The 25242-nt window shown below is 63.9% G+C and carries 18 protein-coding genes and 1 pseudogene; 7 read left to right on the top strand and 12 right to left on the bottom strand.

Annotated features, from left to right (window positions below; translation table 11 throughout):
- Positions 1-39: 39 nt before the first annotated feature.
- The 10 genes from OKA04_RS12260 to OKA04_RS12215 form a co-directional block, all read right to left on the bottom strand.
- Entirely contained in the window at positions 40-333 is a 294-nt protein-coding gene (locus tag OKA04_RS12260) for a hypothetical protein (protein ID WP_264501458.1), read from the bottom strand.
- A 501-nt stretch (positions 334-834) separates the two neighbouring features.
- The gene (locus tag OKA04_RS12255; protein WP_264501457.1) at positions 835-1230 is read right to left on the bottom strand and encodes a hypothetical protein; all 396 of its coding nucleotides are present in this window, start codon (positions 1228-1230) and stop codon (positions 835-837) included.
- 360 nt (positions 1231-1590) lie between these two features.
- Positions 1591-2004 (bottom strand): hypothetical protein, encoded by a 414-nt coding sequence (locus OKA04_RS12250; RefSeq protein ID WP_264501456.1) that lies wholly within the window; start codon positions 2002-2004, stop codon positions 1591-1593.
- Positions 2001-2630, bottom strand: coding sequence for a hypothetical protein (locus OKA04_RS12245; RefSeq protein WP_264501455.1), 630 nt, complete (start codon positions 2628-2630; stop codon positions 2001-2003). The genes OKA04_RS12250 and OKA04_RS12245 overlap by 4 nt, the downstream gene beginning before the upstream one ends.
- 8 nt (positions 2631-2638) lie before the next feature.
- Complete coding sequence (locus OKA04_RS12240) at positions 2639-4006, bottom strand: DnaB-like helicase C-terminal domain-containing protein (protein WP_264501454.1); 1368 nt, start codon at positions 4004-4006, stop codon at positions 2639-2641.
- Complete coding sequence (locus OKA04_RS12235; protein ID WP_264501453.1) at positions 4003-4815, bottom strand: hypothetical protein; 813 nt, start codon at positions 4813-4815, stop codon at positions 4003-4005. Before OKA04_RS12235 ends, OKA04_RS12240 begins: the two co-directional genes overlap by 4 nt.
- A gap of 8 nt (positions 4816-4823) precedes the next feature.
- Positions 4824-5018 carry a hypothetical protein gene (locus OKA04_RS12230; protein WP_264501452.1) on the bottom strand — a complete coding sequence of 65 codons (195 nt, stop codon included), beginning with the start codon at positions 5016-5018 and terminating at the stop codon, positions 4824-4826.
- Entirely contained in the window at positions 5015-5569 is a 555-nt protein-coding gene (locus OKA04_RS12225; RefSeq protein ID WP_264501451.1) for a hypothetical protein, read from the bottom strand. Before OKA04_RS12225 ends, OKA04_RS12230 begins: the two co-directional genes overlap by 4 nt.
- The gene (locus OKA04_RS12220) at positions 5566-6186 is read right to left on the bottom strand and encodes a hypothetical protein (RefSeq protein WP_264501450.1); all 621 of its coding nucleotides are present in this window, start codon (positions 6184-6186) and stop codon (positions 5566-5568) included. Before OKA04_RS12220 ends, OKA04_RS12225 begins: the two co-directional genes overlap by 4 nt.
- Positions 6187-6243: 57 nt before the next feature.
- Complete coding sequence (locus tag OKA04_RS12215; protein WP_264501449.1) at positions 6244-6558, bottom strand: hypothetical protein; 315 nt, start codon at positions 6556-6558, stop codon at positions 6244-6246.
- Between the two features lie 299 nt (positions 6559-6857).
- Here OKA04_RS12215 and OKA04_RS12210 point away from each other — a divergent pair, with 299 nt between their 5' ends.
- A complete protein-coding gene (locus tag OKA04_RS12210; protein WP_264501448.1) occupies positions 6858-7739 on the top strand; it encodes a ribbon-helix-helix protein, CopG family in 882 nt (293 codons plus the stop codon).
- Between the two features lie 32 nt (positions 7740-7771).
- Positions 7772-8998 carry a tyrosine-type recombinase/integrase gene (locus OKA04_RS12205; RefSeq protein WP_264501447.1) on the top strand — a complete coding sequence of 409 codons (1227 nt, stop codon included), beginning with the start codon at positions 7772-7774 and terminating at the stop codon, positions 8996-8998.
- A gap of 188 nt (positions 8999-9186) precedes the next feature.
- On the opposite strand, the gene OKA04_RS12200 is transcribed toward OKA04_RS12205, so the two are convergent.
- A complete protein-coding gene (locus OKA04_RS12200) occupies positions 9187-9336 on the bottom strand; it encodes a hypothetical protein (RefSeq protein ID WP_264501446.1) in 150 nt (49 codons plus the stop codon).
- Positions 9337-9523: 187 nt separating this feature from the next.
- Between OKA04_RS12200 and OKA04_RS24745 the strand changes: the two are divergent.
- The 5 genes and pseudogenes from OKA04_RS24745 to OKA04_RS12180 all read left to right on the top strand — a co-directional run.
- Positions 9524-12049 (top strand): annotated as a pseudogene (locus OKA04_RS24745) (hypothetical protein); the annotation flags it as partial.
- A gap of 60 nt (positions 12050-12109) precedes the next feature.
- Positions 12110-13384, top strand: coding sequence for a chitobiase/beta-hexosaminidase C-terminal domain-containing protein (locus tag OKA04_RS24740; RefSeq protein ID WP_425503678.1), 1275 nt, complete (start codon positions 12110-12112; stop codon positions 13382-13384).
- 769 nt (positions 13385-14153) lie between these two features.
- Positions 14154-14897 carry an RNA polymerase sigma factor gene (locus OKA04_RS12190; RefSeq protein WP_264501444.1) on the top strand — a complete coding sequence of 248 codons (744 nt, stop codon included), beginning with the start codon at positions 14154-14156 and terminating at the stop codon, positions 14895-14897.
- Between the two features lie 53 nt (positions 14898-14950).
- Complete coding sequence (locus OKA04_RS12185; protein ID WP_264501443.1) at positions 14951-18559, top strand: serine/threonine-protein kinase; 3609 nt, start codon at positions 14951-14953, stop codon at positions 18557-18559.
- A 113-nt stretch (positions 18560-18672) separates the two neighbouring features.
- On the top strand, positions 18673-23814 hold the full coding sequence (locus OKA04_RS12180; RefSeq protein ID WP_264501442.1) for an FG-GAP-like repeat-containing protein: 5142 nt from the start codon (positions 18673-18675) through the stop codon (positions 23812-23814).
- Positions 23815-23829: 15 nt separating this feature from the next.
- Here OKA04_RS12180 and OKA04_RS12175 read toward each other — a convergent pair whose 3' ends face one another.
- Positions 23830-25215 carry a dihydrolipoyl dehydrogenase family protein gene (locus OKA04_RS12175; RefSeq protein ID WP_264501441.1) on the bottom strand — a complete coding sequence of 462 codons (1386 nt, stop codon included), beginning with the start codon at positions 25213-25215 and terminating at the stop codon, positions 23830-23832.
- Between the last annotated feature and the right edge of the window lie 27 nt (positions 25216-25242).

Below are 25242 nucleotides of genomic sequence, written 5' to 3'. Positions count from 1 at the left end.
CGAAAGAGCTATCTCGGAAGCGACTGACGTTCGTCTCCGTCAATTCCGGCGAATTTTCGATTCCAGCGCCTGAACCACCTCTTCGTCGGCCGCTGCATCCCAAGACCCTCGAATTTCGAAGACGTAGAGAGTGAAGACCGACTCTTCGTCGAGCGAGCCGGTCAGATGGTCGAGGATGTGCGATGCGTCAGAATGGCTGTCGTCAGTGATGAAAAACAGTCCCGCGGAGCGATCCTCGGTGATCACGCGGTAGTTTTTGTAAAGGATCACGGAGAGACGCTCTTCGATGCCGTGATCGTCGGGGGAGTGGAAGGTGACGAGGTAGTTCCTCATGGGTTGAACGTGGTGATTTAAAGCGCTACAGCAAGTCCGTTGCGTGACCTGATATTGGCAACCGCGGCCTAGATACGGCCAACGTTCCGCCAGTAGACGAGATGTCCTTTGCGCAGCCCCGTATTCCAGCGGAAGGTATCTGAATGAATCTTGCGCAAGCGGAAAAGCTGGCGGCGCGAGGCTTGTGGAACGAAGCCAAGGCCGCGATCTATTCATTGCCCCGGCCCAGACGGAAAGGACCACAAGCTCTTCGGATTCTGGTTCGGATATTCGACGCGACCAGGGACTGGGGTCGAGGAACCGAGATAGCCGAGAAGCTCGCGTCTGGAAGCTTCCTTGATCGGCAGGCGGCGGCGGCGTTTTACCACGGGATGGCAACGGCCATGGTTGAGACCGGGAGGTATGAGGAGGCGCGGTCCGCAGTGGCCGCCTCGTGCGCAGCTTGGCCCGAAGCTAGGAGAGTGGTGCTGGACGACAAACGCTTCGACTGGCTGCGGTGACCTACTCCCCTTGGCAGAGAGACGACAACCTCATTCGCTCCTGCCTCCACCGCCAGCCCAGAAGCTCGCACCAGAGCCAAACGAAGGAAATGCCGACCACCGCATCGGGGATGCGGATGAAGTTCACCCTGCCATGCTCCTGCATCGACCGGAGATCCGTCCGCGGGTCCCAAGCCCCAGCATAATTCCAGATAAGGCCGCTGGCAAACCAAGGCGTCACCACGCTGAGGAAGGACTCCCCATTCTTTCGCGTGAACATGTAGCCCGTGCCCCCGGGCTTGCCATAGCAGCCGCCGACCGCATTGGTGAGGCTGTCGTGCCAGGCCCACACGAGGAAAAGCCCGACGAAGAGCCCTAGCCAAAAGGATTTCCAGTGATAGAGCGGGCGGGGCTGCATTGATGGTCCGTCAGATCGATAACCAGATCACCACAGCAAAGATGACTCCGAGTCCAAAAAGAATCGCGGTACAGGGAAAACGACGACCGAAGCCGTAGTCTCCGGAACTTCGCAAACGTTGGCGGCGTGACGTGCCGGACGGCTTAGGCATGAAGCAATGCTAACGGACGCGAGGCCTTGTTCAAACGGCGATTCTCTCTTCCGACGTGAAATTGAGAGAGCGAGCAGGCTGGCTGGAAGCTACCCTCATAGGCTGTAGGTTCGCTGATGAGGGCGACAACATACGGGACCTTCGCGCATTTCGTCGGCTACGGCGGCGCACTATGTCGGACGGCATCCCGACGTAGGAGATGGATTCTTTCATGTCACTGTCTCCGGTAGTTGGCTGGAGAGCGGGCAGTGGGGATGAAGGCACGTGCGCCCAGAACATGGTTCCCATCCACACATCCTGCAGCAGTTTTCCTTCGCCGGGGACTTTAACAACGATTCACCGCTGTTCTCGGGACTATTGGGTAATTTCCCGCCTGATTCCGGGACATCTGGCAACTTCCCGCGGACCACTTCCTTCGCCGCCTCGATGGTCAATCCGTCCATCCGCTTGAGCCAGATCGGGCACTCCCCGAATTCCTTCTGCTGAATCTCGTACTCATCAACGAGGTCGGAGAGCAGTGCGCGGAGCGGCTTGGCGTCCTCACCGCTGAGGCGTCGCATCGCCTCCTCGCGCCCGAGGGGGGTCGCGGCTTGGATGATGGCGGTGGTGTCAGCCTTCTTCATTTGCACATGGCGGAGACTTGGCCTCGATCAAACCTTTCGGTGAATATCGTAGGCATCTGGACACCGCTGAGGCTCGCGTTGATCTCTTTGACCCGGTCCAAAATCATGACCGTCTCTTGCGAGCTGATTCCGGGCCTCGCTAAACCCACATTCAGTTCATCCATCTCCCGGTGAAGGCTCTCATCTCCGAGAGCTTTCAGTGCCAAGTCTATTGCTTCCGGAAGATTGTCAGGGACATCAGCCACCGAGGAAGGATCGCTACTCAGAAGTTCCTTCTGCGCATCGGTCAGCCCTTCATTGTTCAAAATCCGGATGAGGAGAGAAACTCCGCCCAAGTATTTCGCGGCCTCCAGCAGAAGCTTCTTTCTTGGGAAGAGGAGTTCGCGAGCTGCGAATGATTGGGATGCCAAGCACGCGAGATACCCAATCATAGGCGATAGCGATGAGTCGGTAGGAGGTGCTGGCCGCGCCTGAAGCTTTGCGATTTCCCTACGGAGAGCCCGGTTTTCTGTGCGCTCCTCGGCAAGCTCGCCACTAACGTGAACGAGCGTTCGCTGGAGCGCGGGGACGCTCATAGCATGGACGTTGGGAGATTCGTCGAGGTCTGGATCGATGGGTCGGTTCATAGATTGTGTTATCGGCGGCTATTACCGAAGCGGTCCTTCTTTTCAGCTTCCTTCGGTTCGTCCGCGGATGCAGGAAACCCGTGCACGAAGCGCAGGGTGTCCTTGTCGAGGATCAGCGGCAGCCGTTCTCCGCCGGAGGAGTGATGGCTATCCTTCGCGATGAGGATGTGCTGATGCTCACCGAAGTTCGCCTTCTTCTTGTCGCGCTCCTGGATGATTGATAGCCACCAGTCGGCGTCCTCCTCGACAGCACGGGCGTTCTTCGTTTCGCCGTCGGCTGTCACCTGCGATAGCACGACCAGTGAGATCGCAAGTTCGTGCGTGAGTTCCTGTAGCGTGTTGGAAATTCCGCGCAGTTCCGCCTCGCCGGTATCTCCTTTGACTCTTTCGCCACGCACCAGGCCTATTTGGTCGAGGAATACGACCTTCACCTTGTTCAGCCGGACGTGGCGGCGGATCTCCGCGCAGATCGTAGCCAGACGCCGATTGCTGGGTTTGACGATGTGGAGATTTGACGTTGAGAGCTGGTTCACAGCTTTCTGGATGGCGATGAGGTGGCGCTTCTCGGGCCTGCTTCGTCCGCTCATCTCCGCGAATTGCTTTGGATCGAAAACAGCGCCGTGGTGGATGCGAGCCACCTGTACCACGCTACGGTCGAAGGCACTTTGTTCGGTGCGCTCAAGAATGAGGTATAGCGCATCGGTAAGCCCTCCAAAGATCTGTGTGGCCAAGGTGGATTTTCCTCCGCTCGATCGCCCGCTAATGATGCCAACGTGCTGAGGCTTCATACCATGGAGGTGCCGGTCGACTTCCGGAATTCCGGTCATGATCCCGTCGGCGATCATCTCGCCGGCAACCTTTTGTTCGAACCGGGCAAGGAAATCTGCTGCAAGCGTCTTCATGCCCTTCGTCGGTGCTGCATCTGCCGCGGCGTCAAAGACGGCCGTCACCGGCGCGCTTAGCGCCGCGAGATAGTCGGCCTCACCAGAACAATCGTAGGCGGCTTCAGCGGCCGCGGTGGCAGCCCTGATTGCCATGCGCCGGGCATACCGGTCACAAAGGATATCCAGATGGGGGGCGAAGTGGTGACCGTTCGGGGCGTAGGTGTAGATGTCGGTGACTCCCGCGGGCCCGCCCACGTGATCAAGTATCCCCTTGTCATGGAGACGTTGGACGGTGGACACAAGTTCCCACGAATTTCCTACGCTCACGAAGTCCTCGAAAAGGGCGCGATGCGCAGCGTGATAGAAGAGGTCCCGATGAACTGGACGAGGGCTCTCATCGAGAAGACGGTCACCTTTGAACAAGCTCGAAAGGACGGACTTCTCCGGTCCGATTGCGTGGGGCATTTGCCGAATGATCGGATCTTCGCTCATGGCATTTCAGCGCTCCAAAGTCGGGCACGATCGAGATCGATGCTCCAGTTGTTGAGAAGGGTTAGCAGGTCTCGACGGCGAATGTCCCGCTCACCCACGTTGGAAGCGAGGTACCAGGACTCAAGGAGCTCCAGATCCTCTGGCGGAGGGCTGATCTGCGAGAGAGCCCCTGCTTCTGCTATCGACCACAGAGTTTCGGGCTTTCGGTTGAACCAACCGCCTATGCGCTCCATGAGGCGATTGTTTCGAAGGACCTTTCGAGTCTTCTGCTCGCCTTTCGGTATCCGCTTCCAGTTGTCGGGAAGGACTCTTTCCGTGACCCTGCCTGTCGTTTTACTCGGCCCGATATCCCCCTCTGGGGGTTTGGGGGTACCGTCTCCGTCTCCGTCTCCGTTTCCGTCTCCGTCTCCGTCTCCGTCTAAGTGATCATCTGATATCGGATGTACATCAGACGATGTGCAGTTGCTCAGCGGTTGCTCCTCATCGGGCGGATCGGGGTATTTGCTGTTCTTGGCTCGCACCTGCTGCCGGAAGTCCAGAATCGTCAGGTAGCCCTTGCCATCGACGTTGTAGAGACGGATCAAGCCGGCCTCTTGGCAGGACGCCAGAGAGCGGACAATGTCGGCCTCTCGCACCCGTTCGATGCGCAAGGGGTAGAGTGAGGATCTGAGAATGGCTGGGCGAGCATCGAACCGCCCGAAGTCATCCACCACCGACATGAGTCGGCGATAGAAGACCTCGTCGGGATTGGACAGCTTGTCCACCCGGTCGGAGGTGAGGATTCCTTCCCTGAGAAGTCTTTGGGGCATGAGAGGGGTCAGTCTATCGGGCGCGCGACCGAGGCGTGATAGCCTTGCCGGGAGACGGCATCGAGGTGGGTGAAAGTCTTCGAGCGAAGGGTCAGATTCTCCGAGATCGCTTTGTTCAGCGCGTCTGCGAGCTTCTGTACTTCGGCAGCGCGCTCCTTCCGGCCATCGGCAAGGCCTCGTTCGTAGTCGGTGGGAGTGCTCATGGGTTCCAGGCGATGATGGTGGCATTTCCAATGCCGGTGTTTGTTGCGGTCGGCTCCGGTGGTGGCGGCGGCATCAGCTCTCCGGTACGGTCGCCCGCGTGCTTACCCCGACACCATCGGGCAAGGGGTCTGGCGAAGAGGCCTCGAAGGCTCTCGAAGCGCTCAGGCGTAACCGTGCGGAGATACCGAGTGCCGTTGGTGGAACTCTGACGCCGGACCTCGAGCCGGAGTGGGAGGACGACGTTACCCGTCGCTTCGATCTGGCAGACGACTGCCTCGATGCCAGCAGCCAGAATCATCCTTCCCACGTCGAGCGGTGAGAGTTCGAGCGCATGCGCGACCCGTTCGAGCTGGTCTCCGAGTTCAGGCTGGATGCCGATGTTCGTTCGAAGGCACTTCTGGTCCCGAGCCGACGCCTTCATACGCGTGGCAGACCGCTTCTTCGGCTTCTCCAGTTCGATCCCGAGCACCTCGAGCTTGCGCGCTTCCTCCTGGGCGTGGTCTTCCTTCAGGCCGCGTTCAAAGGCGGCGAGTGATGAAGGCGGCTTCATTGCTTCACCTCCTTCGCTGGGGATTCAGTAGGTTTCGCACCGGGGCGATAGCTCTGGAGGTTCAGCCACTCCCACGCGTCCCATTTTTTGTTGCCGTCTTTCGGCAGCCTTCCTCGCCGAGCGGCAAGTTCGGATGCAAGGACCCGCTGGGCCTGATGTGGCAGGTCGATATGGCTGTCGATGCCGTCTCCTGCCAAAGCTTGTTCCATCTCGCCGGCATAGGAGTCGGCCTCTTCTCGGAGAAAGTTGGCAACAAGCTCCTCGATAGTCCTTCGGAGCGTAGAGGCTACGAACTCCAGCAGGTCTAATGCATCGCGAGCGAAAGACAGTTCGGTCATCACGAGGTCTTCGCCTGGAGGCCTGGAATCGAACCATGCGAGGCCTCCAAGCGCCGTGTCGCCAAACGCGATGACCTGCGCGAAAACCGCATGCTCCATCACCATCTCGGGCGTGAGCGCGAAGTGATCAGCGAAGGCAGTAAATACGTCGAGGTCAGCGCGGGGCACCTCGATGCGAAGGACTTCGGATTTCCCCGAAGCGGGAGCGGCTGTCGGTTGGATCCGCTTCTGAGTTTTCCCGGCGTTGACGGCCGGTCTTTTGGTTGCTAAGGTTTTCACGTCTAATCAATCAGGGTTACGACTTCGAAGGGGCCGGTGCTGAAGACACCGGCTCTTTCACTTTCCTGTAGAAGCAAGGCGCTTTTGACCCGGCCAGATGGTCTTGCCGTCCAGATAGTTCTCCAAGTTTTCCAAGGTGACCCCGTGCTTGCCGGGGGTGGTTTCAGTGATGGGCATCCGCTGCGGCACGGTGTGCCGGGAGAGTCCCGTCATCTGGCAAATGGTGGGGATAGGGAAGGTGACGAGGCGCTTAGCGCTGCCCGCCTCTCGTATCGCTTGCTCGGCAATGATCCTCGCTGCTTCTGCGATGACGCGTGCCTCTTGTTCAGGGGAGAATGTCATCGAATCAGCCCTCCGTGATAGCGGGTTCAAGCTCGACGGGGGGAAGGGGAAGTCGGCCAGTTTGGCGGACTTCGTCCACCAAACGCTCACACGCTAGCTCGATGATGCGACCGTTACTGGAGCAGTTCGCCTTGGCGATTCGTTCAATGTTGGAGATCAATTCGGGGCGGGCTCTTACGGTGATGTTGGTCTTTTTGGTGCTCATCTTCAGATTCGATTGAATAAAGGCGCGCGGCATCTTCAGCGCACACGAAAAGCACATACACCGCACATTAAATTGACGCAAATCATTTTGTGTGCGAACACGTGCGTGCAATCACAACTCATTTATGGCCAGAGAAATAAAAGATGTGAATCTCACCGTTCGTCTGAATCCAAAGATGGTCGAGAGGTTAGAAGCTCTGGAGAAAGAGAGCCCGCTATCCCGCGCGGAGATCACTCGCCAAGCGCTAGATGCCGTTCTCCGTGCATTTGAAGCCACTGGTCAGATCGAGTTTCCGGTTACGGTAACAAGCCAACTAACGGATCCCCACTCTTCTCCCTACGACCAACTTCCTGATGACGTTGTTAGACGCGTAGTTACGGAGCATCATTATCGGACTGAGCGCGCCGAACGACTTGACGCAGAGCACCGCCAGTTAGTGCAACTGGTCGAAACAAAACCTGGCGAGTTTCTCAAACAGCTCGAAGACTACTGGGAGAGTCCTGAATTCAAGGTGCCTGAGGACGATGACGAGCGAGTCCTCGGCATTCACCATAAGGGCCGCTTTCAGCCGTTCCTAGGTCAGGCAGCGTGCGGATATGCACTTGCCGGGGGACGAGCACCGCTTACACACCGTGACGATTGGGTTCACCTGCTTTCTAGCGGAGGCTGGGGCAACATAATGCGTGTTTACGGGAAGGGCATGCACCCACAAATCCCTAGTGGTGCCCTAGTCGCTCTTGATCCATGGCACTATCTGGATTTCCCAGAGGCAGGACAAGTCGTCGTATACAACACCCCGCACGGGTTCGGCATCGGTGAACTTTACTTCCGCTCGAGCATAGAAGGGGAAAAAGCAACTTCAAAGGGCGTTCCCATCGCTCGCCACATTAATTCCGCCTTTCCTAGGGAGTATCTTCTTCAGCCCGGTGATATCCAATACACCCTTGTCAAGGTGCTGGGGTATCCGGAGATGATCGACCTTAAACGTTGGAGTGAAGCGCGCTGATTAGGGCCATGCTCAACCCCAAGAACAGCATCATGCCTGCGCGTAAAACATTCCGCGTCTCGCGAGGAAATTCCCACCTCACGGTCTATCCCTACGGTGATGGCTGGCGCTTTGCCTGGAGGCGCACGGCGCTCGACAAATGGCAGTACATCACCCGCCCGACGAAGGATGAGGCGAAGGCCACCGCCGAAAAGACGCTCGAGGACATCGAGCAGCGCGGCACCATCTGGACCGCTCTCCCGCCGGCGCGCCTTGCCTTCCACGAGGCGATCGAGCGCGAATGCTCGGTGGCAGACCAAGAGGCCGTGCTGCAGTTCCTCGCGAGCCGGAAGAAGAGCAGCAAGGTGCGGGACGCTGTCACCCGCTTCCTCGCATGGAAGATGGCCGGCAAGGACGCCACTCCCCACCTCGCCCAGGTGAAGCGCGACATGGATGCTCTCGCGGCCGACTTCGCAAACGTGATGCTCACGGACATCCAGATCGGGGAGCTGGAGCAGTGGTGGACCAACCGCACCGGCACCGCGGGCCCGGCGCGTAAGAAGGCGATCCGTGGCTACTTGGTGAACTTCTGGCGATGGGCACTCAAGGACGGCATCGCCGGCAACGAACCCACCACGCTCGCCGACCGTCTCCCTTCGATCGAGGCACCAAAGGGCAAGCTCGAGATCTTCGAGCCCGACGAGCTGCTCTTCCTCCTCTCAATCGTGGAACGGAAGTGGTTTCCGATCGTGGTACTCGGTGCCTTCGAGGGCATCCGCCCGGAAGAGCTCGCTCCCAAGGAAGACAATCCCAAGCCGCGGATGCGGTGGGAGTTCATCGATTGGGAGTGGAACGTCATCCGGATCCCGGCGGAAGTGGCGAAGACCGGACGTGCGCGAATCGTGCCGCTACACCCCGTCACCCGCGCGTGGCTCGAAGCCGCCGGCGCCGGGCCTACCTGGACAGGGCCGATCTGCACGGAGAATCCCACGGAGGTCCACCCACGCGCCACCACGGTGTGGGGGAAGGCGCTCGCGAAGCGCTTTCCCGAGCGGTTTACCAAGTGGCCTCAGGACGCGCTTCGGCACAGCTACGCATCGTATCGGAATGGCGTGCTCCGGAATCTCATCACCGTGGCGGAGGAGATGGGCACCAGCGAGGAGATGCTCCACGGGCACTACCACAATCCACGGACGAGGCAGCAGGGGGAAGCCTGGTTCGATCTCATGCCAGAGGGAGCTGCCACCATCGCGCCGTGGCTGGACCTCAAGGCTGGCTGAAATCCGATTTCGTCCGATGAAACGTTAGGTCGGTATCTGTCGGACCTGTAGAAACGAAAATCGATGCCCATACGGCTCTAAGGGATTCCACCAAGTCAACAATTTCAACGGGTTGCGCGTCTCTCTAAGGATCTAGTGGAGTAATCCGTGGGGGTTCGAGTCCCCCCTCGAGCACCATCTATTGTGAATCAAGGCCCGGAGAAATCCGGGCCTTTTTCGTGGGCGGTGGAAGCGCCCTCGAAGATGTCTGCGGCGCGAAAAATGCCGGCGGAATTTTTCGGGAAGGCGGTAAGGATGGGCGGTCCGCGGGTGAGGATCACGATGACATAGCATTTCATCGTGAAGATCCCCCTCCTCTTTTCCCTCCTCGTGGCGCTGGTGATTTCGTCGGCCAGACTTGGAGCCCAAGACATCACCGCCACCGTCGCGCCGAATCTTCCGGGCCGCGACAACTCCGTGGATATCACGAATACCTCGGGCCAACTGCTTCACTTCTATACGGATCCTTCGCCATCGGTCGCCCGCATGGCGAGTGTGACCGGGGTGGCAGCCGTGGCGGTCTGGCCCTCGCTCGGGACTTTCGCCCCTGACCCCAGCAAGGCGTCGAACCGGATTCATCCCGGCAAGGCCCTGAGGGTCTATCCGAAGACGCTGCCTGCGGGCTCCGTCATCACGATTCCCTTCAGCTATGGGCCGGCGGAAGGACCCACCCACCACGTCCGGGTCACCGTTCTCCAGAGCGCGCAGGTCACGGACATCGTCCAACTCGACCCGACTCCCACCACGGCGGCCTCCGTCCGGTGGAAAGTGTCCTTCGACGAACCGATCGCCGGAGTCACCGCGCAGAACTTCGCTTTCTCGGAGCCCACTTTTCCGGCGACCATCACGAGCGTGGTGCCGACCACGCCCGGATCAAACCTGCATTGGACGGTCACGGCGGCCACGAACTCGGGAGTGGGCTGGCTGGGCCTGAATTGGGCGGGCCATCGCACCGAATCGCCCAGCGTCCTGAATACCTTCACGGGCTTCCACTATGAGTTCCAGAATTCGCCGTTCTTCACGAAGCATCCGGCCAACACCTACGTCAATCTCCCCGGCACCACCACCCTGACCGTCACTGCCGTCCTGCGGGATGACCCGCGCGAGATGAGCTACCAGTGGTACAAGGGGTCGCGCCATGCCTTCCAGTCGGCCACGCTGATTCCCGGTGCCACGGGCACCAGCTACACGCCCCCGGTCATGACCGCACCCGGCAGTGCCAGTTACTTCTGCCGGGCTTCGGTATTCTCCCCATTCACCTACACGGACAGCAATGATGCGGTCGTCACCGGGATCGCGCCAGCCGAGATCTACGAGCAGGACGGGATGTTTGACGGGTCCGCCTTCAAGGGCTACCGGCGGACCTACACCATCGGCGCGCGCGGCACCGACCTTGTTTACAACTGGTACGAGGGTGTCGCACCGGATACCTCGAAGCACGTCGGCACGACGACCACGGGGAGCTTCGAGACTGCGCCACTGATGAAGAACACGAGCTTCTGGGTGCGCGTCAGCAATGCCGGACCCACGGTGGCGGATAGCAGGACGGCCTGGGTGAGGGTCATCGACAAGTATGACCCCCTGGTGGCGACCCTGAGCACACCGGTCGGGACGATTTTCCCGCGCCCGGAAGTCCTGACCGTCCGCGACTCCGATGGTGTGGCCCTTGGAAACAATCACTCGGTCTCGTTCACCATCGAGAGCGAGGCTGGCGGCGCCTCGGCAAGATTCCCTTTCGATGCGCCGCGCGGCATCGGGACTTCGAATGCCAGCGGCAGGATCATTGCCCCCGAGTTCACGGCGAACAACGTGGCGGGCACCTTCCGGCTCATCGCCAGCAACGCGGCGGTTTCCACGTCCTTCACGTGCATCAACCTGCCGACCTTCAATGCCGCCGCCACGGCAGGGCTCACGCGGAAGGTGACCGATGCCTCCTTCGATCTCCTCGCCGCGTCCGGGCCGCAGACCACGGGAGGCAGCTTCAGCGGGCCGGGCGTGAGCGGGTCGAATTTCAATCCGGCCGCCGCCGGTGTCGGCACCCATGAGGTGACCTACACGGTCAATGGCGCGGCGGCGAAATTCACAGTGAAGGTGACGGAAGCGCCGCGTCTGGTGGTGGACCTCGCGACGGACACCACGGACAATCTGGATAACAAGACCAGCCTGCGCGAAGCCGTGGCGCACGCGCGCACTCTCGCGGGTGCGCAGACCATCACCTTTGCCCCCGCACTCGCAGGGCAGACGGTGACACTCACGGACGGGTGGACATCCGGCTACGATACCGCGCTGGTCGCGGTGGGAACGCTCACCATCGATGGTGGCAGCGGAGCGCCCGTGACCCTCGCGCTCAATGCGCCGGGGGCCTCGCGGCGGCTCTTCCTTGTGGAGACAAATGCCTTCCTCACGCTGAAGAACCTGGTGCTGACCGGCGGTGAAATTAGCGCCACCGACAGCGGCGGAGTCGCCTGGAACATCGGCCGCCTCGACCTGCATCGCGTGCGCCTCACCGGCAACCGCGCGAAGAACGGCGGAGCCATCTGCAACCTCAGCACGCTGAACGCCACCGAATGCACCTTTGACCAAAACACGGCGCTCGATGAGGGCGGCGGCATCTTCTCCCTAAATGCCGCGACCACGCTGCAGAACTGCACGATCACCGGAAACACCGCCAAACGCGGCGGCGGCTACCATCACAGCAATGGCTCCGCCACGGTGCAGCACGCGACCATCGCCCACAATACCGCCACGGAGCAGGGCGGCGGGCTGAATCTCTGGGCCTCGGGCCTCACCGCGGTGAATACGATCGTGGCCGGAAACACCGCGCCTGCCGGTGCCGACGTTCACGGGCCGGCACTCGCAGGTGCCTCGTCTAACAACCTGCTGAATCTCTCCGCCACGAATGCAGGCATCCTCGCCGCGTCCAACAGCAATGGCGGCGGCATGCCGACCGTGGCGCTTGCCTTTGGCAGCCCTGCGGTCGATGCCGCCGTCGTCATCGCGGGGATCACCACGGACCAGCGCGGCATTGCCCGTCCGCAAGGAGCGCTGCCGGACATCGGTGCCTACGAGCGCGTGCCCGAGCCCGCCGCCACACCGGCATTCACGGAGGCCGGTGGTGCCTTCGACGGCAGTGCGACGGTGACGCTGGCCACCGCCTCGCCCGCCGCGGTGATCCGCTACACGCTGGATGGCACCACTCCCACGGCGACGCATGGCAGCATCTACACGCAGGCCTTTGCGCTCGCGGAGACGGCCACGGTGCGCGCAGTGGCCTACGGTCCGGGCTACGCGCCATCCACAACGGCCAGCGCGTTCTTCGTGATCCGCGATGGTCTGGCGAGCTGGAGATCCCAGATGGGGCTCGCCTCGGACGGTTCGCAGGACGAGGGGAATCCCTCCGGTGATGGCGTGTCGAATTTGCTCAAGTTCGCCTTCAACCTGGCAAGCCAACCGGCCGACCTTGGGAAGCCAAACGCATCCGTGCTGGCCGCCGATGGTAGCGCCGGCCTGCCTCGCATGGAGCTGGATGAGGAAGGCCGGCTCACGCTCACCTTTGTCCGTCGCAAGGCCGCGAGCCGCCCCGGCATCACCTATGCGGTGGAGGCGAGCAGCGATCTCGTGACATGGACGAAGCTCGGTTTCGCCGCGGCCAGCGTCACGTCGCTGGATGCCGCATGGGAGCGCGTCACGGTGACGGATAGCACCGGAGGCACGCGTCGCTTTGGCCGGGTGAAGGTGCTAACGCTTCCGTCGTATGTGAATGACTTCAGCTCCGGCCCGGGTGCGGCCTCGCTGCGGGGCCATGCGATCTGGACGAGCCAGGGGATCCAGCTCACCGATGAGACGGGCGGAGGTCAGCAGGGTGCAGTCGTGCTGGATGGCCCGGTGACAGGTTCCGGCATGAGCGGCTTCACCGCGCGCTTCACGCTGAATCTCGGCCCGGCAGGTCACGTCAATCCTGCCGATGGCGTGGCCTTCTCCGTGGGTGATCTGGGCACCGGCACCTGGCGCGAGGACGGCCCCGGCACGGCGCGGAACCTGACGATCAGCTTTGACACGTATAACAACGGCGGCGACGGCTCCATCGGGGTCCGGATCTTCCGCGACGGCACGGCGGTGGCCCACAACCCGACGAATCCCTTCACGAACGGGGTCACCGTTCCCGTCGAGGTCCGCTACGACGCGACCGCCGGTGTGAGCGTTGTTTTCAATGGCGTGACGCTTTTCACGGATGTCGCGCTGCCCGGCTTCACGCTACCGGAGGATGGACGCTTCGGCTTCAGCGCCCGCACCGGCGGCTCCACGGAGCGCGCCGTGGTGGATGACGTGGTGATTTTCCCCCACTAGGAATCTGCCGGACTAACACCCCGGCACCCTCCCCGGCCGGTCCGCAGGAAACTGCGGGCCGGTCTTTTTGTTAGAGCGTTTCCAGATTGAGTATTGAGCAGCCGGAGGAGCAGGTAATTTCCCGCCGTGGTCGCGGTGGTGACGCCACCGGAGCAGCAGGTAAAGCGTGCAAGGCCTGCCGTCAGAAGCCCGGGTTTCCAGGACCAACGGTCCGGCCATCCCTCAGCCCCGGCCAACGGCCGGGGTTGGCTATCGACACAGGTCGGCGGCCTGAAGGGCGGCGATAGGATGCAGGCCGGTCAGTCAAACAAACGCCGCCCCCACCCGGACGGCGCGCCTTCACGCATGGCTTTTGCTTCGTGGGCTTCCGACTGAAACCCCTCCGCACGTATCGCGGCCCTTCAGGCCGCCACCCTCACTGCGATGCTTTTCCCGGGCCGTTGGCCCGGGCTGAGGGATGGTCGGGCCTTTGGCCCTCAAGAGCCGAACCCGCAGACGTGGAGAGATGAAGCCTCTGGCCCCGGAGAACTGAACCCGCGGACGTGGTGAGCTGAGGCCTTTGGCTCTGGAAAGCTGAGGCCGCGGAAGAAGTCCGCTACAGGGACATCCTCCGCACTTTCGCCAGTGCGACAACGATGGGTGACTCGGGCAGTCCTAGGACACTCGGGCCGGTCTAATGACCGGCGCTCCCAAGGGGGGCGCTCCCACTAGGATGGCAGCACGCGGGACTTGAACCTCCGGACGGGAAAGTGATGCTGCGGGCCGTCCGATGGAGTCCCGCCCCCACTCTCCAGCCGCGCCCGACGGGTCGCATGCATTCGAGACGACGCGGTGGAGCCTGATCCTCCGCGCCGGTGAGGACGGTTGCGAGGATGCGATGGCAAAGCTCTGCCAGAGCTACTGGTATCCGCTCTACGCCTATCTGCGGCGCTGCGGCCATGCGGTGCCGGACGCGCAGGATCTGACGCAGGGCTTCTTCCTCCATCTGCTGTCCGGGGATATGCTGGCGCGCGCGACGCCGGGGAAGGGCCGCTTCAGGTCCTTCCTGTTAGGCGCGATCAAGAATCACCTGGGCCACGAGCAGCGCCACAAATCTGCGCTGAAACGCGGCGGCGGCGTTTCCTTCGTCCCCATCGACGAGGTGGAGGCGGAGCGACGATTTGCGCTCGAGCCCGCGGGGCCGCTCACGCCGGACGCGCAATTCGAGCGGAGCTGGGCTTTTTCCCTGCTGGAGCAGACGGGCAAGCGACTCGGCGAGGACTACGAGCGTGCCGGCCGTGGCGAGGTCTTCCGGGCACTGCTGCCCTGCCTGGCGGGGAAATTCGACCGCACGGGCCATCGCGAGCTGGGACGGCAGCTCGGCATCAGCGAGGGTGCCGTGGCCGTGGCTGTCCACCGCATGCGGCGGCGCTATGGCGAGTTGCTGCGCGAAGCGATCGCGGAGACGGTGGAGACTTCCGATGAGGTGGAGGCCGAGCTGGCCCATCTGATGAATGTCGTTGCGGGTGTGTAAGAAATCCGCGGGCACCGGTGAGTAGAGAGACAAGCCCGCACCTCCCACGGACCATGCCTCCCCACGATCCGACATCCGCCGATCCGGCCGACACCTGCCCGCTCTGCGGCTCCGCCATTCCACCCGGCGCGCCGCTCGGGCAGTGCCCGCGTTGCCTGCTCGGGTTCGGCGTCGGGATCGGGAGGGGCAGCGGCTTCGGCATCTTCGTGGAGACGGAGGACGACGATCTGCTCGGGGCACCGCAGGTGCGCGGCTTCGGCGACTTCGAGCTGCTGGAGGAGATCGCGCGCGGCGGCATGGGCATCGTCTATCGCGCGCGACAGATCAGCCTCGGTCGCGAGGTGGCGGTGAAAATGATCCTCGCGGGCGAGCTGGCCACCGGGGAGACGGTGCAGCGCTTCCGCAAGGAAGCCGCCGCCGCGGCACGGCTCGACCACCCGAATATCGTGCCGGTTTACGAAATCGGGGAGCACGAGCTGCAGCACTTCTTTTCCATGCGGCTGGTGCTCGGCGGGCGGAATGTCGCGGGCTGGGCTACCGCACTGGACCGCGCCGCAGGAGGCGATGCCCACGGGGCCATCGCGACGATGATGGCGAAGGTCGCGAATGCGGTCGCCTTCGCCCACGACCGCGGCGTGCTGCACCGCGACCTGAAGCCGTCGAACATCCTCGTGGATGAAAACGGGGAGCCGCAGATCACGGACTTCGGCCTGGCGAAGATGATCCACGAGCACGAGCCGGACAACGTGCGGACGCTCTCGCTGGCGGTGATGGGCAGCCCCAGCTACATGGCACCGGAGCAGGCGGATGGCAGGCTCCGTGACGTGACCACGGCGACGGATGTGTATGGCCTCGGCGCGGTGCTTTACGAGCTGCTGTCCGGCAGGCCGCCCTTCACCGGTCTATCGCCCCTCGCCACCGCGCGCATGGTGGTGGATGAAATGCCCGCGCCCCTGCAAGGCGTGCCGCGCGACCTCGCCACGATCTGCATGAAGTGCCTGGCGAAGGAGCCGGGCAGCCGCTACGCCACCGCGCACGCACTGGCGGAGGATCTGGAGCGCTACTCTTCCGGACGCTCCATCATGGCGCGACCGGTCACCGCGCCGGAGGCCGTGTGGCGCTGGGCGCGGCGGCGTCCGGGGATCTCCAGCCTGCTCGCGGCACTGGCGCTCGCGCTGGTCCTCGGGCTGGGCGGCGTCTCCTGGCAATGGAGCCGCGCGGAGGCGGCACGCAGGCACCAGCAGGAGGTGCTAGAGCACCTGCACTGGACCGGCATCGTGCGGGAGATCGATACGAATGCCGGCCCGGAGGCACTTGCAAAACTGGCCACGCTGTTGCGGGCCGAGCCGGGAAATTGGCCCGCCGCGATGCTGGCGATGTCCGTGGTGGACCAGCAGCCTTTCCCCTGCCCCGCCGGGCCACCGGTCACGCTGGACGGACCGCCCGCCACAGCGCCGCGCCTCGCACCGGACGGGAGCTGGTTTGCCGCGGCAGGCAGGGATCGTATTGTGCGGGCGTGGAATGCGGAGAGCGGCGCGGAGATCGCACGGCTGCCGCTGGATGACGCGGCGAAGTCACTCGCCGTCTCGGGCGGACCACTGGCGCTCGCGGTGGCGATGGATGGCGGGCCGCTCTTGGCATGGGAGAGCGCACAGGCTTCACCCGTCGCCTTGCCACGCGGAGGAAAAACCGCGCTCGGTTTCCTGAAGTTCTCCGCGGATGGCACGCACCTGCTCGGGCACTCGGCGGAGTCGGCGGAGGTGTGGTCCTGCGCCGTGCCGCATGTGATGCCTAAGGTGCTCACCGTCGAAGGCGGCGTGCGCAGGGCGGCGATCTCCGCGGATGGATCTCGCGCGCTGGTGTGGAATGCCAGGCACGCCTCGCTCATCGAGGTCGCATCAGGCAGGCGCTTGGTCGAGGTGCATGCCAAGGAGGAGTTCGGAAACGGGGCGTTGGCGGCGGGCGGGCAACGCTTTGCCCTGGCAGACGGTCGCTTCACCGTACGCGTGTGGGATGCCGCCACGAACGAGGCGCGATGCGAGATCGACAGCTCGCCTTCACCCGTGGATCTGGTGACGCTGGATGCCGCGGGCTCGCGCGTGACCCTCACCGTGGGCGGGAACGAGCTCGCGATGTACGAGACGAATTCCGGCGTGAAGACCTCGCCGACGATGAAGCACCTCTACAATCCCACCGTGCTCGTTTCCTCGCCCGATGGCAGCCGCATGGTCAGCTCGGGGCGGGATGGCCAGGTCATCGCGTGGGATGCCGGGACGGGCGAGGCGCTGTGCCATCCCATCCGCTTCGACATGGTGGACAGGGCCGCGGACGTGGACGTCTCGCATGATGGCAAGACGGTGCTCACCACGCAGCGCGCGCGTGCGGGATCGCCAACGGTGATGACGGTGTGGCGCTCGTCCGTGACGCGCCCGCCGCAGCGACAGGTGCCGGGGAAGGTCAATGAGATCGCGATCAATCGCCTGAGCCCGGATGGCAAGCTCGCCTGCCTCAGCATCTCGCCGGATTTCCGCGCCTACGTTTACGAACTCGCCACCGGTCGCGTGGTGCTGGACGAGCCGACGAAGGGCGACGTGTATGGCTTCCACTTTTCACCGGATGGAGCGCGCCTGTATGCGCTCACCGAAAATGGCTGGCTGCACGGGTGGACGCTGGCGACGCGGCAGCCGCTGTGGCCGCCGGTCCACCATCCCGGAGCGATCCGCCCGTCGGCGATCTCGCGCGATGGCACGCGCATCATCGCCGGTCACAATGACGGCCACATCCGCATCTCCGACACCGCCACGGGCAAGCTGGTGCAGACACTGGCTCACCCGGGCGAGGTGAAGGTGCTGCGCTTCGCCCCGGATGGCAGCGACCGCTTCCTCTCCGGGTCCACGGACGGCGTCGCACACGTGTGGAATCTCCACGGGGGGAAGAAGCTCGCGTCTTTCACCCGCCACACCGACGCGATCATCGCCGGAAGCTGGAGCCCGGATGGCAGGCATGTCGCCACCGCCTCCTACGATGGCACGGCCCGCGTCTGGGATGCCGCCACGGGCCGCCCCATCGGTCAGCCGATGCTGCACGCGACGTGGCTGGCCCATCTGGAATACAGCCCGGATGGCAGGCTGCTGGCCACCTCGTGCCGCGATGGCACCGCGCGCCTGTGGGACCCGCTCACCGGCACGCCCGCCTCGCGCCCGATGCACCAGCCCAGCTCCGCCGCCACCGTGCGCTTCACCGCGGACGGGAAGTGCCTGATGGTGCTCGATCACACGGGCTTCAGCTTTTGGGACACCGCCCGGGGCGAGCGCGTGAGCGTCCACCACCCGGGGAACTTCAGCGGCATGGGCTTCGATGCCGAGGGCGTGCGCGCCATCATGTCGCCGGACGGCCGCCAAGTGCACCTCGGCGCGTGGATGCGGGAGGGCCAGCTCTGGGCTGTGCCCCAGCCACGCGGTGCGGTCCCGCCGTGGTTCCCGGATCTGTTAGAAGGCCTCGCGCTTCTCCACGAACAGGGCAATGCCATGAGAGTCAGCGACATCGGCCGCATCCTTCTGCTGAGGCAGCGCCTCGCCGCCTCCGCCGCCACGGACGAGTATTCCATCTGGGCCCGCAGGGTGCTCGCGCTGCCGGCGATCACAGCCGAGCCCGGGCAATGAGCCGCCCTCGCGAGGGGGAGAACTTTCCGGAATAAAATCCCGCGTTTCCGGTAAGGTTATGCGCTGGACCGCTGAGGACTTGAGCAAATCAAATCGCCTCATCTCTCCAGCACATGACTGCTTTCCCCCGGTTCCCCGCATCACGATTCCTGCCCGGCTGGCTGTCGGCCCTCGCCATGACGGCGGGCCTGCATGCCGCCAATCCCGACCTGAGATACCACCTCAGGTCGAATGAAGTCACCTTTCCCCCGAACTCCAACTACGCGACGGCACTCGCCGATGTGAACCACGACGGGAAGCTGGACATGGTGCGCACCATCCACAGCTCCCAGGTGGCGGTCGCGCTTGGAACTGGTACCGGCACCTTTGGCACCGCCACCTTCTTCAACACCGGGGACTCACCCACCCAGGTGAAGGTCGCGCGGGTCAATGGCGACGCGCATCCCGACATCATCGTGGGAAACCTGGGGGACGCCACGATCAGCGTGCTGCTCGGGGACGGCAATGGCGGCTTCCTGCCGCAGCAGGTGACCGATCTGGGATTGCGTGCCGTCTCGATGGAGATCGTCGATTTCAATCAGGACGGAAAGGCCGACATCATCGCCACCGGCTACCTGAATCACGCCATGGAGGGACTGGTCACCACGCTGACCGGCAATGGCGATGGCACCTTCACCCAGAGGAATACCTTCGATGCCTCCGCCCGGACGCGCTACACCATGACCCGGTCGCTGAGCGTCGCCGACCTGAATGGCGACAGCCGGCCGGACTTCGTGGTCAGCGCGCCGAACGGGGGCAGAACCGTGATCAGCTTCCTCAACCAGGGGAACGGCACCTTCGCCCGCCACCGGGAAATGCAGATGCCGGGACCGACCGGACGCACCGCGCTCGGGGACTTCAATGGCGACGGCAAGACCGACCTCGCCGTCCTGCTGGTGGCCGACGAGAGCGGCAATCTCCCTGCCGGCCAGAATGTCGGCGTGGTCATGGGAAATGGCGACGGCACCTTCGGCTCCATCTTCAACAATGGGACCGTTTATGGCGTAAACGGGGTGGCCATCTACGGGGCGGGGCCTGCGAATGACACCTTCGTGCCGGCACATGCCAGCCTGCTCGCCACAAACATGGACGGCGACGGGAGAGCGGATCTCGTCTTCTGGGCAGACTCCTCCGTGGTCCTGGAGAGCTACGCCGTCATCCTGCGCGGACAGGCGGATGGAAGCTTCACCTTTGGCACCCGCAAGCCCCTGAACAGGGGCGGCTTCCAACTGAACACGGGAGACCTGGACGGGGATGGTGCGCAGGACATCGTGTCCTCGCTGGGCAATAGCATCACGGAGATGCTGCTGACGCATGTGGTCCCGCCGCAGTTCACCAGCGCGCCATCGGTGTCCCTCAGGGTTCATTCGCCCCTCACCCACAGCATCACGGCCAGCGGGACCCCGGCTCCCGTCATCACCATGACGGGAAACCTGCCACAGGGGGTGAACTTCAATCCCCAGGGAGCCCTCATCGGGAATCCCGCCTCGGGCACCGCGGGGACTTATCCGCTCACCTTCACCGCGCGGAATGAATTCGGCCAAACGGCGACGCAGTCCTTCGAGCTGGTCGTGACCGCCGGGGCCGTCCCGCCTGCCATCACCAGCACGAATGCGGCCACATTCCAGGTGGGGATGAACTCGCAGTTCAACATCACGACGACCGGGGATCCAGCGCCGGTGGTCCAGGTGAGCGGCACCTTGCCGACGGGGATCACCGCCGGCTACAGCGACCTCCACGGGACCGCGGCGCTGGGCTCGGAAGGCACCTACCCGCTCACCATCACCGCACGGAACGACTTCGGCGAGACAGTCACGCAAGCATTCACCCTCTACGTGGTGCAGGAGGATCTGACGGTCACCACCGCCGTGGATGAGGACGATGGCAGCCCGGATCCCACGCTGGGGACGGGCCGCAGCCTGCGGGAAGCGATCAATCGCGCGAACAGCTTCACCGGCCCGCAGACGATCACCTTCTCCCCCGCGCTGGCAGGGCAGACCCTGCAGGTGACCCAGTCGACCAATGGCACGGCATTCACCGTAACCAAAAACCTGACGATCCGCGGCTTGCCCGGTGACGAAGGCATCACCCTGGACGGCAACGGCGGATCATTCCGCATGTTCATGGTCAATGGCAACCTGGCCATCTCGGACCTGACGATCTCCGGATGCCATGGGGACTCCGGTTCCGCCGTCTTCAACTCCGGCACGCTCCTGATCGAGCGCTGCACCCTCCGGAACAATCGCTCCGCGAGATCGGGAGGTGCGATCTTCAACTCCTGGGAAAAGAACGCACGCATCGTCAACTGCACGATCACGAACAACCACACCCTCCTCAGCGGCGCCATCGACAGCCAGGGACGCGCGGAGATCGTGAATACGACCATCTGCGGCAACACCGCCGACCGCATCGCGATCCACGCGGCAGGATTGTCCAGCTCCGGCTCGGCCAACTGGGTCACGCTCACGAACTCGATCGTGGTCAACAACACGAACGCCTACAACGGCAACGCCTCGGACCTGAGCGGACATGCGCTGACCGCCGCCAGCTCGCACAACCTCATCGGCACCGGCGGCTCGTCAAACCTGACTGACGGTGTGAATGGAAACATCGTCGGCGTGACCGAGCCCGGTCTGGGAGAGCTGGCCGACAATGGCGGCCCGACCCTCACCTTCGCGTTGCTGGAGGGCAGCCCGGCGGCAGACGCGGGCACCGTGACCGGGGCTGCCGCGACCGACCAGCGAGGCAGGCCGAGGGTGCGCTTCACCGGCGTGGACATCGGCGCGTATGAGCGCGGGCTGGAGAGCTACGGGACCATCCTCACCGCGGGCAATGCCGAGTGGTATCTGGGACCGGTGGCGATCGGCAGCGAGCTGCGCGTTTACCGTCAGGAGCCGGGCCAGCCCGCCGTCTGGATCGGCGGGGGCTTGGGCGAGGAAATCGGCAAGGCTGCCACGGGCACGGTGCTGGTGCGCCGCGCGGATGGAAGCGTGGAAGCCCGGGCGGGATCAGCGACGGGAGCAGGCAGCGCCTGGCAGGTCATGGCGCATGTCATTGCCGGGGATGGAGCGACGTGGTTCCTCCTCAATGAAGGCGGCACAGCCGATCACGCGGTGTATCGCTGGGCAGAGGGTGACGGACCCGTTTTCGCGGATGCCTCCGGCGTGCAGCTTTATCCCCGTGCGAATGGCGAGGTGCTGCTGAGAAACGCCGCCGGGAATTGCTACGAGCGGATCGGATCTGCGGACGGGATCGGCAGTGTCTGGCAGGTGCTCGCGCCTTCGCTGGTCGTCACGACGCTGGTCGATGAGGACGATGGCGCGAGCGTCCCGGAGCTGGGCACCGGCACCAGCCTGCGCGAGGCGCTCTACCACGCCGAGAAACGCGCGGGCACGGACGTCATCACCTTCGCGCCGGAGCTGAGCGGCACCATCACGATGTCCACGCAGTGGAACAACGCGGGCACGGCGAGCGCGATGGAAGTTTACAATCATGACGTTGCCATCGTGGGCCCCACTTCCGGATCGCGCATCACGCTGGCGATCGCTCCGGGGGTCCAGCTCCGGCATTTCCATGTCTCCTCAGGCAGCTCGCTGCGGCTGGAGAATCTCACGCTGACCGGCGGCCGGACCATCGACCATGGGGGTAGTATCTGGAGCCACGGCGCGCTGACCGTGCGCGGCTGCACCTTCACGGGAAACCATGCCGGCACCGAGGGCGGCGCGATCCAGAGCTGGGGAGAATCGCCGCTCTTCCTCGCGGAAAACTCGACCTTCACCGGGAACACTTCCGCCAATCATGCGAGCGCCCTCGGCATCGGAGCCACTCAAGCAACGCTGCGCCACGTGACCATCAGCGGGAATACCGGCCCGAACGGCCCGCTTTGGATCTACCAGACGGCCGTGACGATGGTGAACTCCATCCTCGCCGGGAACAGCACCGACGGTGTGGTGACATCCGGCGGCAATGGCAGCGGGACCTTCTCCGCGCAATCTACGAACAATCTAGTAGGTGCGGGCGGCAGCGGCGGGCTGGTCAATGGCGTGAAGGGAAACCTGACCGGCGTGACCGCATCCCAGCTCCGCCTGGACATCCTGTCCGACAATGGTGGCCCAACGCCAACCATGGCGCTGCGGCCCGGCAGCATCGCGAACAATGGAGGAATCTCCATCCCCGGGACGCGCATCGACCAGCGCGGCGTGGCACGTGCCGGAAACACCGGCCTGCTGGGGCACTATTACGCGCTGGCAACGACGCCGACCACCACCCTGCTCACCGCGCCCGGCGCGCTGGAGGCACTGACTCCGGTGGCCACCCTCTCCACTCCGCGCATCGACTTCGGCGCGGGCACGGAGACCACGGCGGGCGATGGCAGCGTGCTGGATCGCGGCGAGTCGGGCGGGAATATCTTCGGCGGACTCGGCATCCCGCTCGCCGTGGACAATGTCGCCGCGCTGTGGACCGGCTTCATCACCGTGCCGGAGACGGCCACCTACCGCTTCACCACGCGGAGCGACGACGGCTCCGTGCTCGCCATCGATGGCAATGTGGTGGTGGACAACAATGGAGCCCACTCGGTGCGGAATGTGAGCGGCACCGTGCAGCTCACCGCAGGCCGCCATGCGCTGTGGATCGGCTACTACGAGGCCGCGGTCGGAGCCGCCATGCAGGTAAGCTGGGAGCAGATAGACGGCACCGCGCCCTTCGCACGGCAGATCATTCCGCCACAGGCGCTCTCGTGGGGAGACGCGCCGGACATCGGCGCATTTGAAAGCGGATCCAATGCACCGGCTACTCCCCTCGATGACTGGCGCTTCCTGCACGGACTGGCGGCAAATGGTTCGCAGGACAACGGCAGCCCCTCCGCCGATGGCGTGGAGAACCTGCTGAAGTACGCCTTCAACATGGCTCCGGATGCCGGTGATCTGGACAGCGCGAACCTGAGCGTGATGCCCGAAGGCGGCAGCGCCGGACTGCCACGCATCTACCCGGATGCGCAAGGCAGGCTCGTGATCGAATTCGTCCGCCGCAAGGCCGCCAGCTCGCCCGTCATCACCTACACCGTGGAGACAGGTTCGTCGCTCGACGCGCTGCATGCGCTGGAGATCGCACCCGTCGCCACCGTCTCCATCGATGGAACTTGGGAACGCGTGACCTTCATCGACCCCGCGACCGGGCCGAAGCGCTTCGGCCGCGTGCGCGTCACCACGTTCTGAAAAACGCTGTAGGCATCACTCCCCGGCGAGGTCTTCGAGCGGATAGCTCCAGATCTCGCTGAGGGTGGGGTGATACCACTGCACGCGGAGCAGGTCGCGAGCGGTGGCACCGAGTGTGATGGCGATGGCCATGCCGTGGATGAGTTCGCCCGCGTCCTTCCCCACGCACTCGGCACCGAGCAGCTTGCCGGTGGAGACGTCGGCCCAGGCTTTCACGTAGCCATAGGTCGCACCCATCAGGATCGAGCGGCCATGGTCGTCGAAGGGATACGTCGCCGACTTGATGCGGATGCCGCGCTTCTCCGCGTCCGCGGGCGTGATGCCTGCGGAGGCGACCTGAGGGTCGGTGAAGGTGACGCCTGTGAGGTGGTCGTAGTCGATCGGCTCGGCGGGCCTGCCCGTCGCGTGCCGTGCCGCGAGCTCGCCCTGCATCACCGCGAGATGGACGATCTCGTGCGGGCCCGTGACATCGCCGCCGGCATAGACGGCGGGATTGCTCGTCCGCTGGTGTTCATTCACGGTGATCATGCCGGACTCGCCGGTCTTCACGCCTGCGGCTTCCAGGCCGAGGCCGTCGAGCGCGGGCCGTCGTCCGAGGGCATTCAGCAGGTGCGTGGCGCGGGCTTCGCAGGCTTTCCCGTCGCAGTCGTAGGTGACCACGACCTGATCGCCCTCCCGACGGATCCCGCGGATGGCGGTGCCGGTGTGCAGCTCGATGCCCTCGTCGCGGAAGGCCTGCGTGACCACAGCGGCGGCATCCTCCGAGGCATTCCGCAGGATGCGCCCGCTGCGCTGGATCTGGATGACGCGCGATCCCGCACGACGGAGAAACTGCGCCAACTCGCAGGCCACGATGCCGCCGCCGAGCACGATGACGGACTCCGGCAGGAAATCGAGATCCAGCACATCGTCGCTCGTCCAGTGCGGCGTCTCTGCCAGCCCCGGAACGTCCGGCACATTCACCACCGAGCCCGTGGAGATCATGAAGTGGTCCGCCGTGATGCGGTCGCCGGAAGGCTCCAGCACCACGGTCCTTTCATCCACGAATCTCGCGCGCTCGCGGATCAGCGTGAAGTGGTCCGCCTCGAGCTGGCCGCGGCGATAGGAGCCGAAGTCCTCGATCACCTCGCGCTTTCGCCGCTGCATCGCGGCCATGTCCGCGCGCGCCTCCGGGATCACCAGTCCGAATTCGCGCCCGCGCTGCGCCAGGTGCAGCACCTCGGCGGAATAGATCAGCGTCTTCGATGGCATGCAGCCGCGCAGGATGCAGAGGCCGCCCAGGTGCTCTGCGCCATCGATGATCGCCACATTGTCGCGAGCCTCCCGTGCCACACGCGCCGCCGCATAGCCCGCGCTGCCACCACCGATCACCACGAAGTCGAAATGCCGCTCACCCGCCATCCCCTACCCTCCACCATCCCCGCGTCC

The sequence above is a fragment of the Luteolibacter flavescens genome, from assembly GCF_025950085.1.
Classification (GTDB): Bacteria; Verrucomicrobiota; Verrucomicrobiia; order Verrucomicrobiales; family Akkermansiaceae; genus Haloferula; species Haloferula flavescens.
The sequence above is the reverse complement of the archived record's forward strand: the minus strand, read 5'-3'. Positions and strand labels throughout refer to the sequence as shown.

Bases quoted from the DNA above. Each gene is read 5' to 3' on its own strand.
- OKA04_RS12260 (WP_264501458.1), bottom strand. From the start codon at position 333: ATGAGGAACTACCTCGTCACCTTCCACTCCCCCGACGATCACGGCATC.
- OKA04_RS12255 (WP_264501457.1), bottom strand. From the start codon at position 1,230: ATGCAGCCCCGCCCGCTCTATCACTGGAAATCCTTTTGGCTAGGGCTC.
- OKA04_RS12250 (WP_264501456.1), bottom strand. From the start codon at position 2,004: ATGAAGAAGGCTGACACCACCGCCATCATCCAAGCCGCGACCCCCCTC.
- OKA04_RS12245 (WP_264501455.1), bottom strand. From the start codon at position 2,630: ATGAACCGACCCATCGATCCAGACCTCGACGAATCTCCCAACGTCCAT.
- OKA04_RS12240 (WP_264501454.1), bottom strand. From the start codon at position 4,006: ATGAGCGAAGATCCGATCATTCGGCAAATGCCCCACGCAATCGGACCG.
- OKA04_RS12235 (WP_264501453.1), bottom strand. From the start codon at position 4,815: ATGCCCCAAAGACTTCTCAGGGAAGGAATCCTCACCTCCGACCGGGTG.
- OKA04_RS12230 (WP_264501452.1), bottom strand. From the start codon at position 5,018: ATGAGCACTCCCACCGACTACGAACGAGGCCTTGCCGATGGCCGGAAG.
- OKA04_RS12225 (WP_264501451.1), bottom strand. From the start codon at position 5,569: ATGAAGCCGCCTTCATCACTCGCCGCCTTTGAACGCGGCCTGAAGGAA.
- OKA04_RS12210 (WP_264501448.1), top strand. From the start codon at position 6,858: ATGGCCAGAGAAATAAAAGATGTGAATCTCACCGTTCGTCTGAATCCA.
- OKA04_RS12205 (WP_264501447.1), top strand. From the start codon at position 7,772: ATGCCTGCGCGTAAAACATTCCGCGTCTCGCGAGGAAATTCCCACCTC.
- OKA04_RS12200 (WP_264501446.1), bottom strand. From the start codon at position 9,336: ATGAAATGCTATGTCATCGTGATCCTCACCCGCGGACCGCCCATCCTT.
- OKA04_RS12190 (WP_264501444.1), top strand. From the start codon at position 14,154: ATGGAGTCCCGCCCCCACTCTCCAGCCGCGCCCGACGGGTCGCATGCA.
- OKA04_RS12185 (WP_264501443.1), top strand. From the start codon at position 14,951: ATGCCTCCCCACGATCCGACATCCGCCGATCCGGCCGACACCTGCCCG.
- OKA04_RS12180 (WP_264501442.1), top strand. From the start codon at position 18,673: ATGACTGCTTTCCCCCGGTTCCCCGCATCACGATTCCTGCCCGGCTGG.
- OKA04_RS12175 (WP_264501441.1), bottom strand. From the start codon at position 25,215: ATGGCGGGTGAGCGGCATTTCGACTTCGTGGTGATCGGTGGTGGCAGC.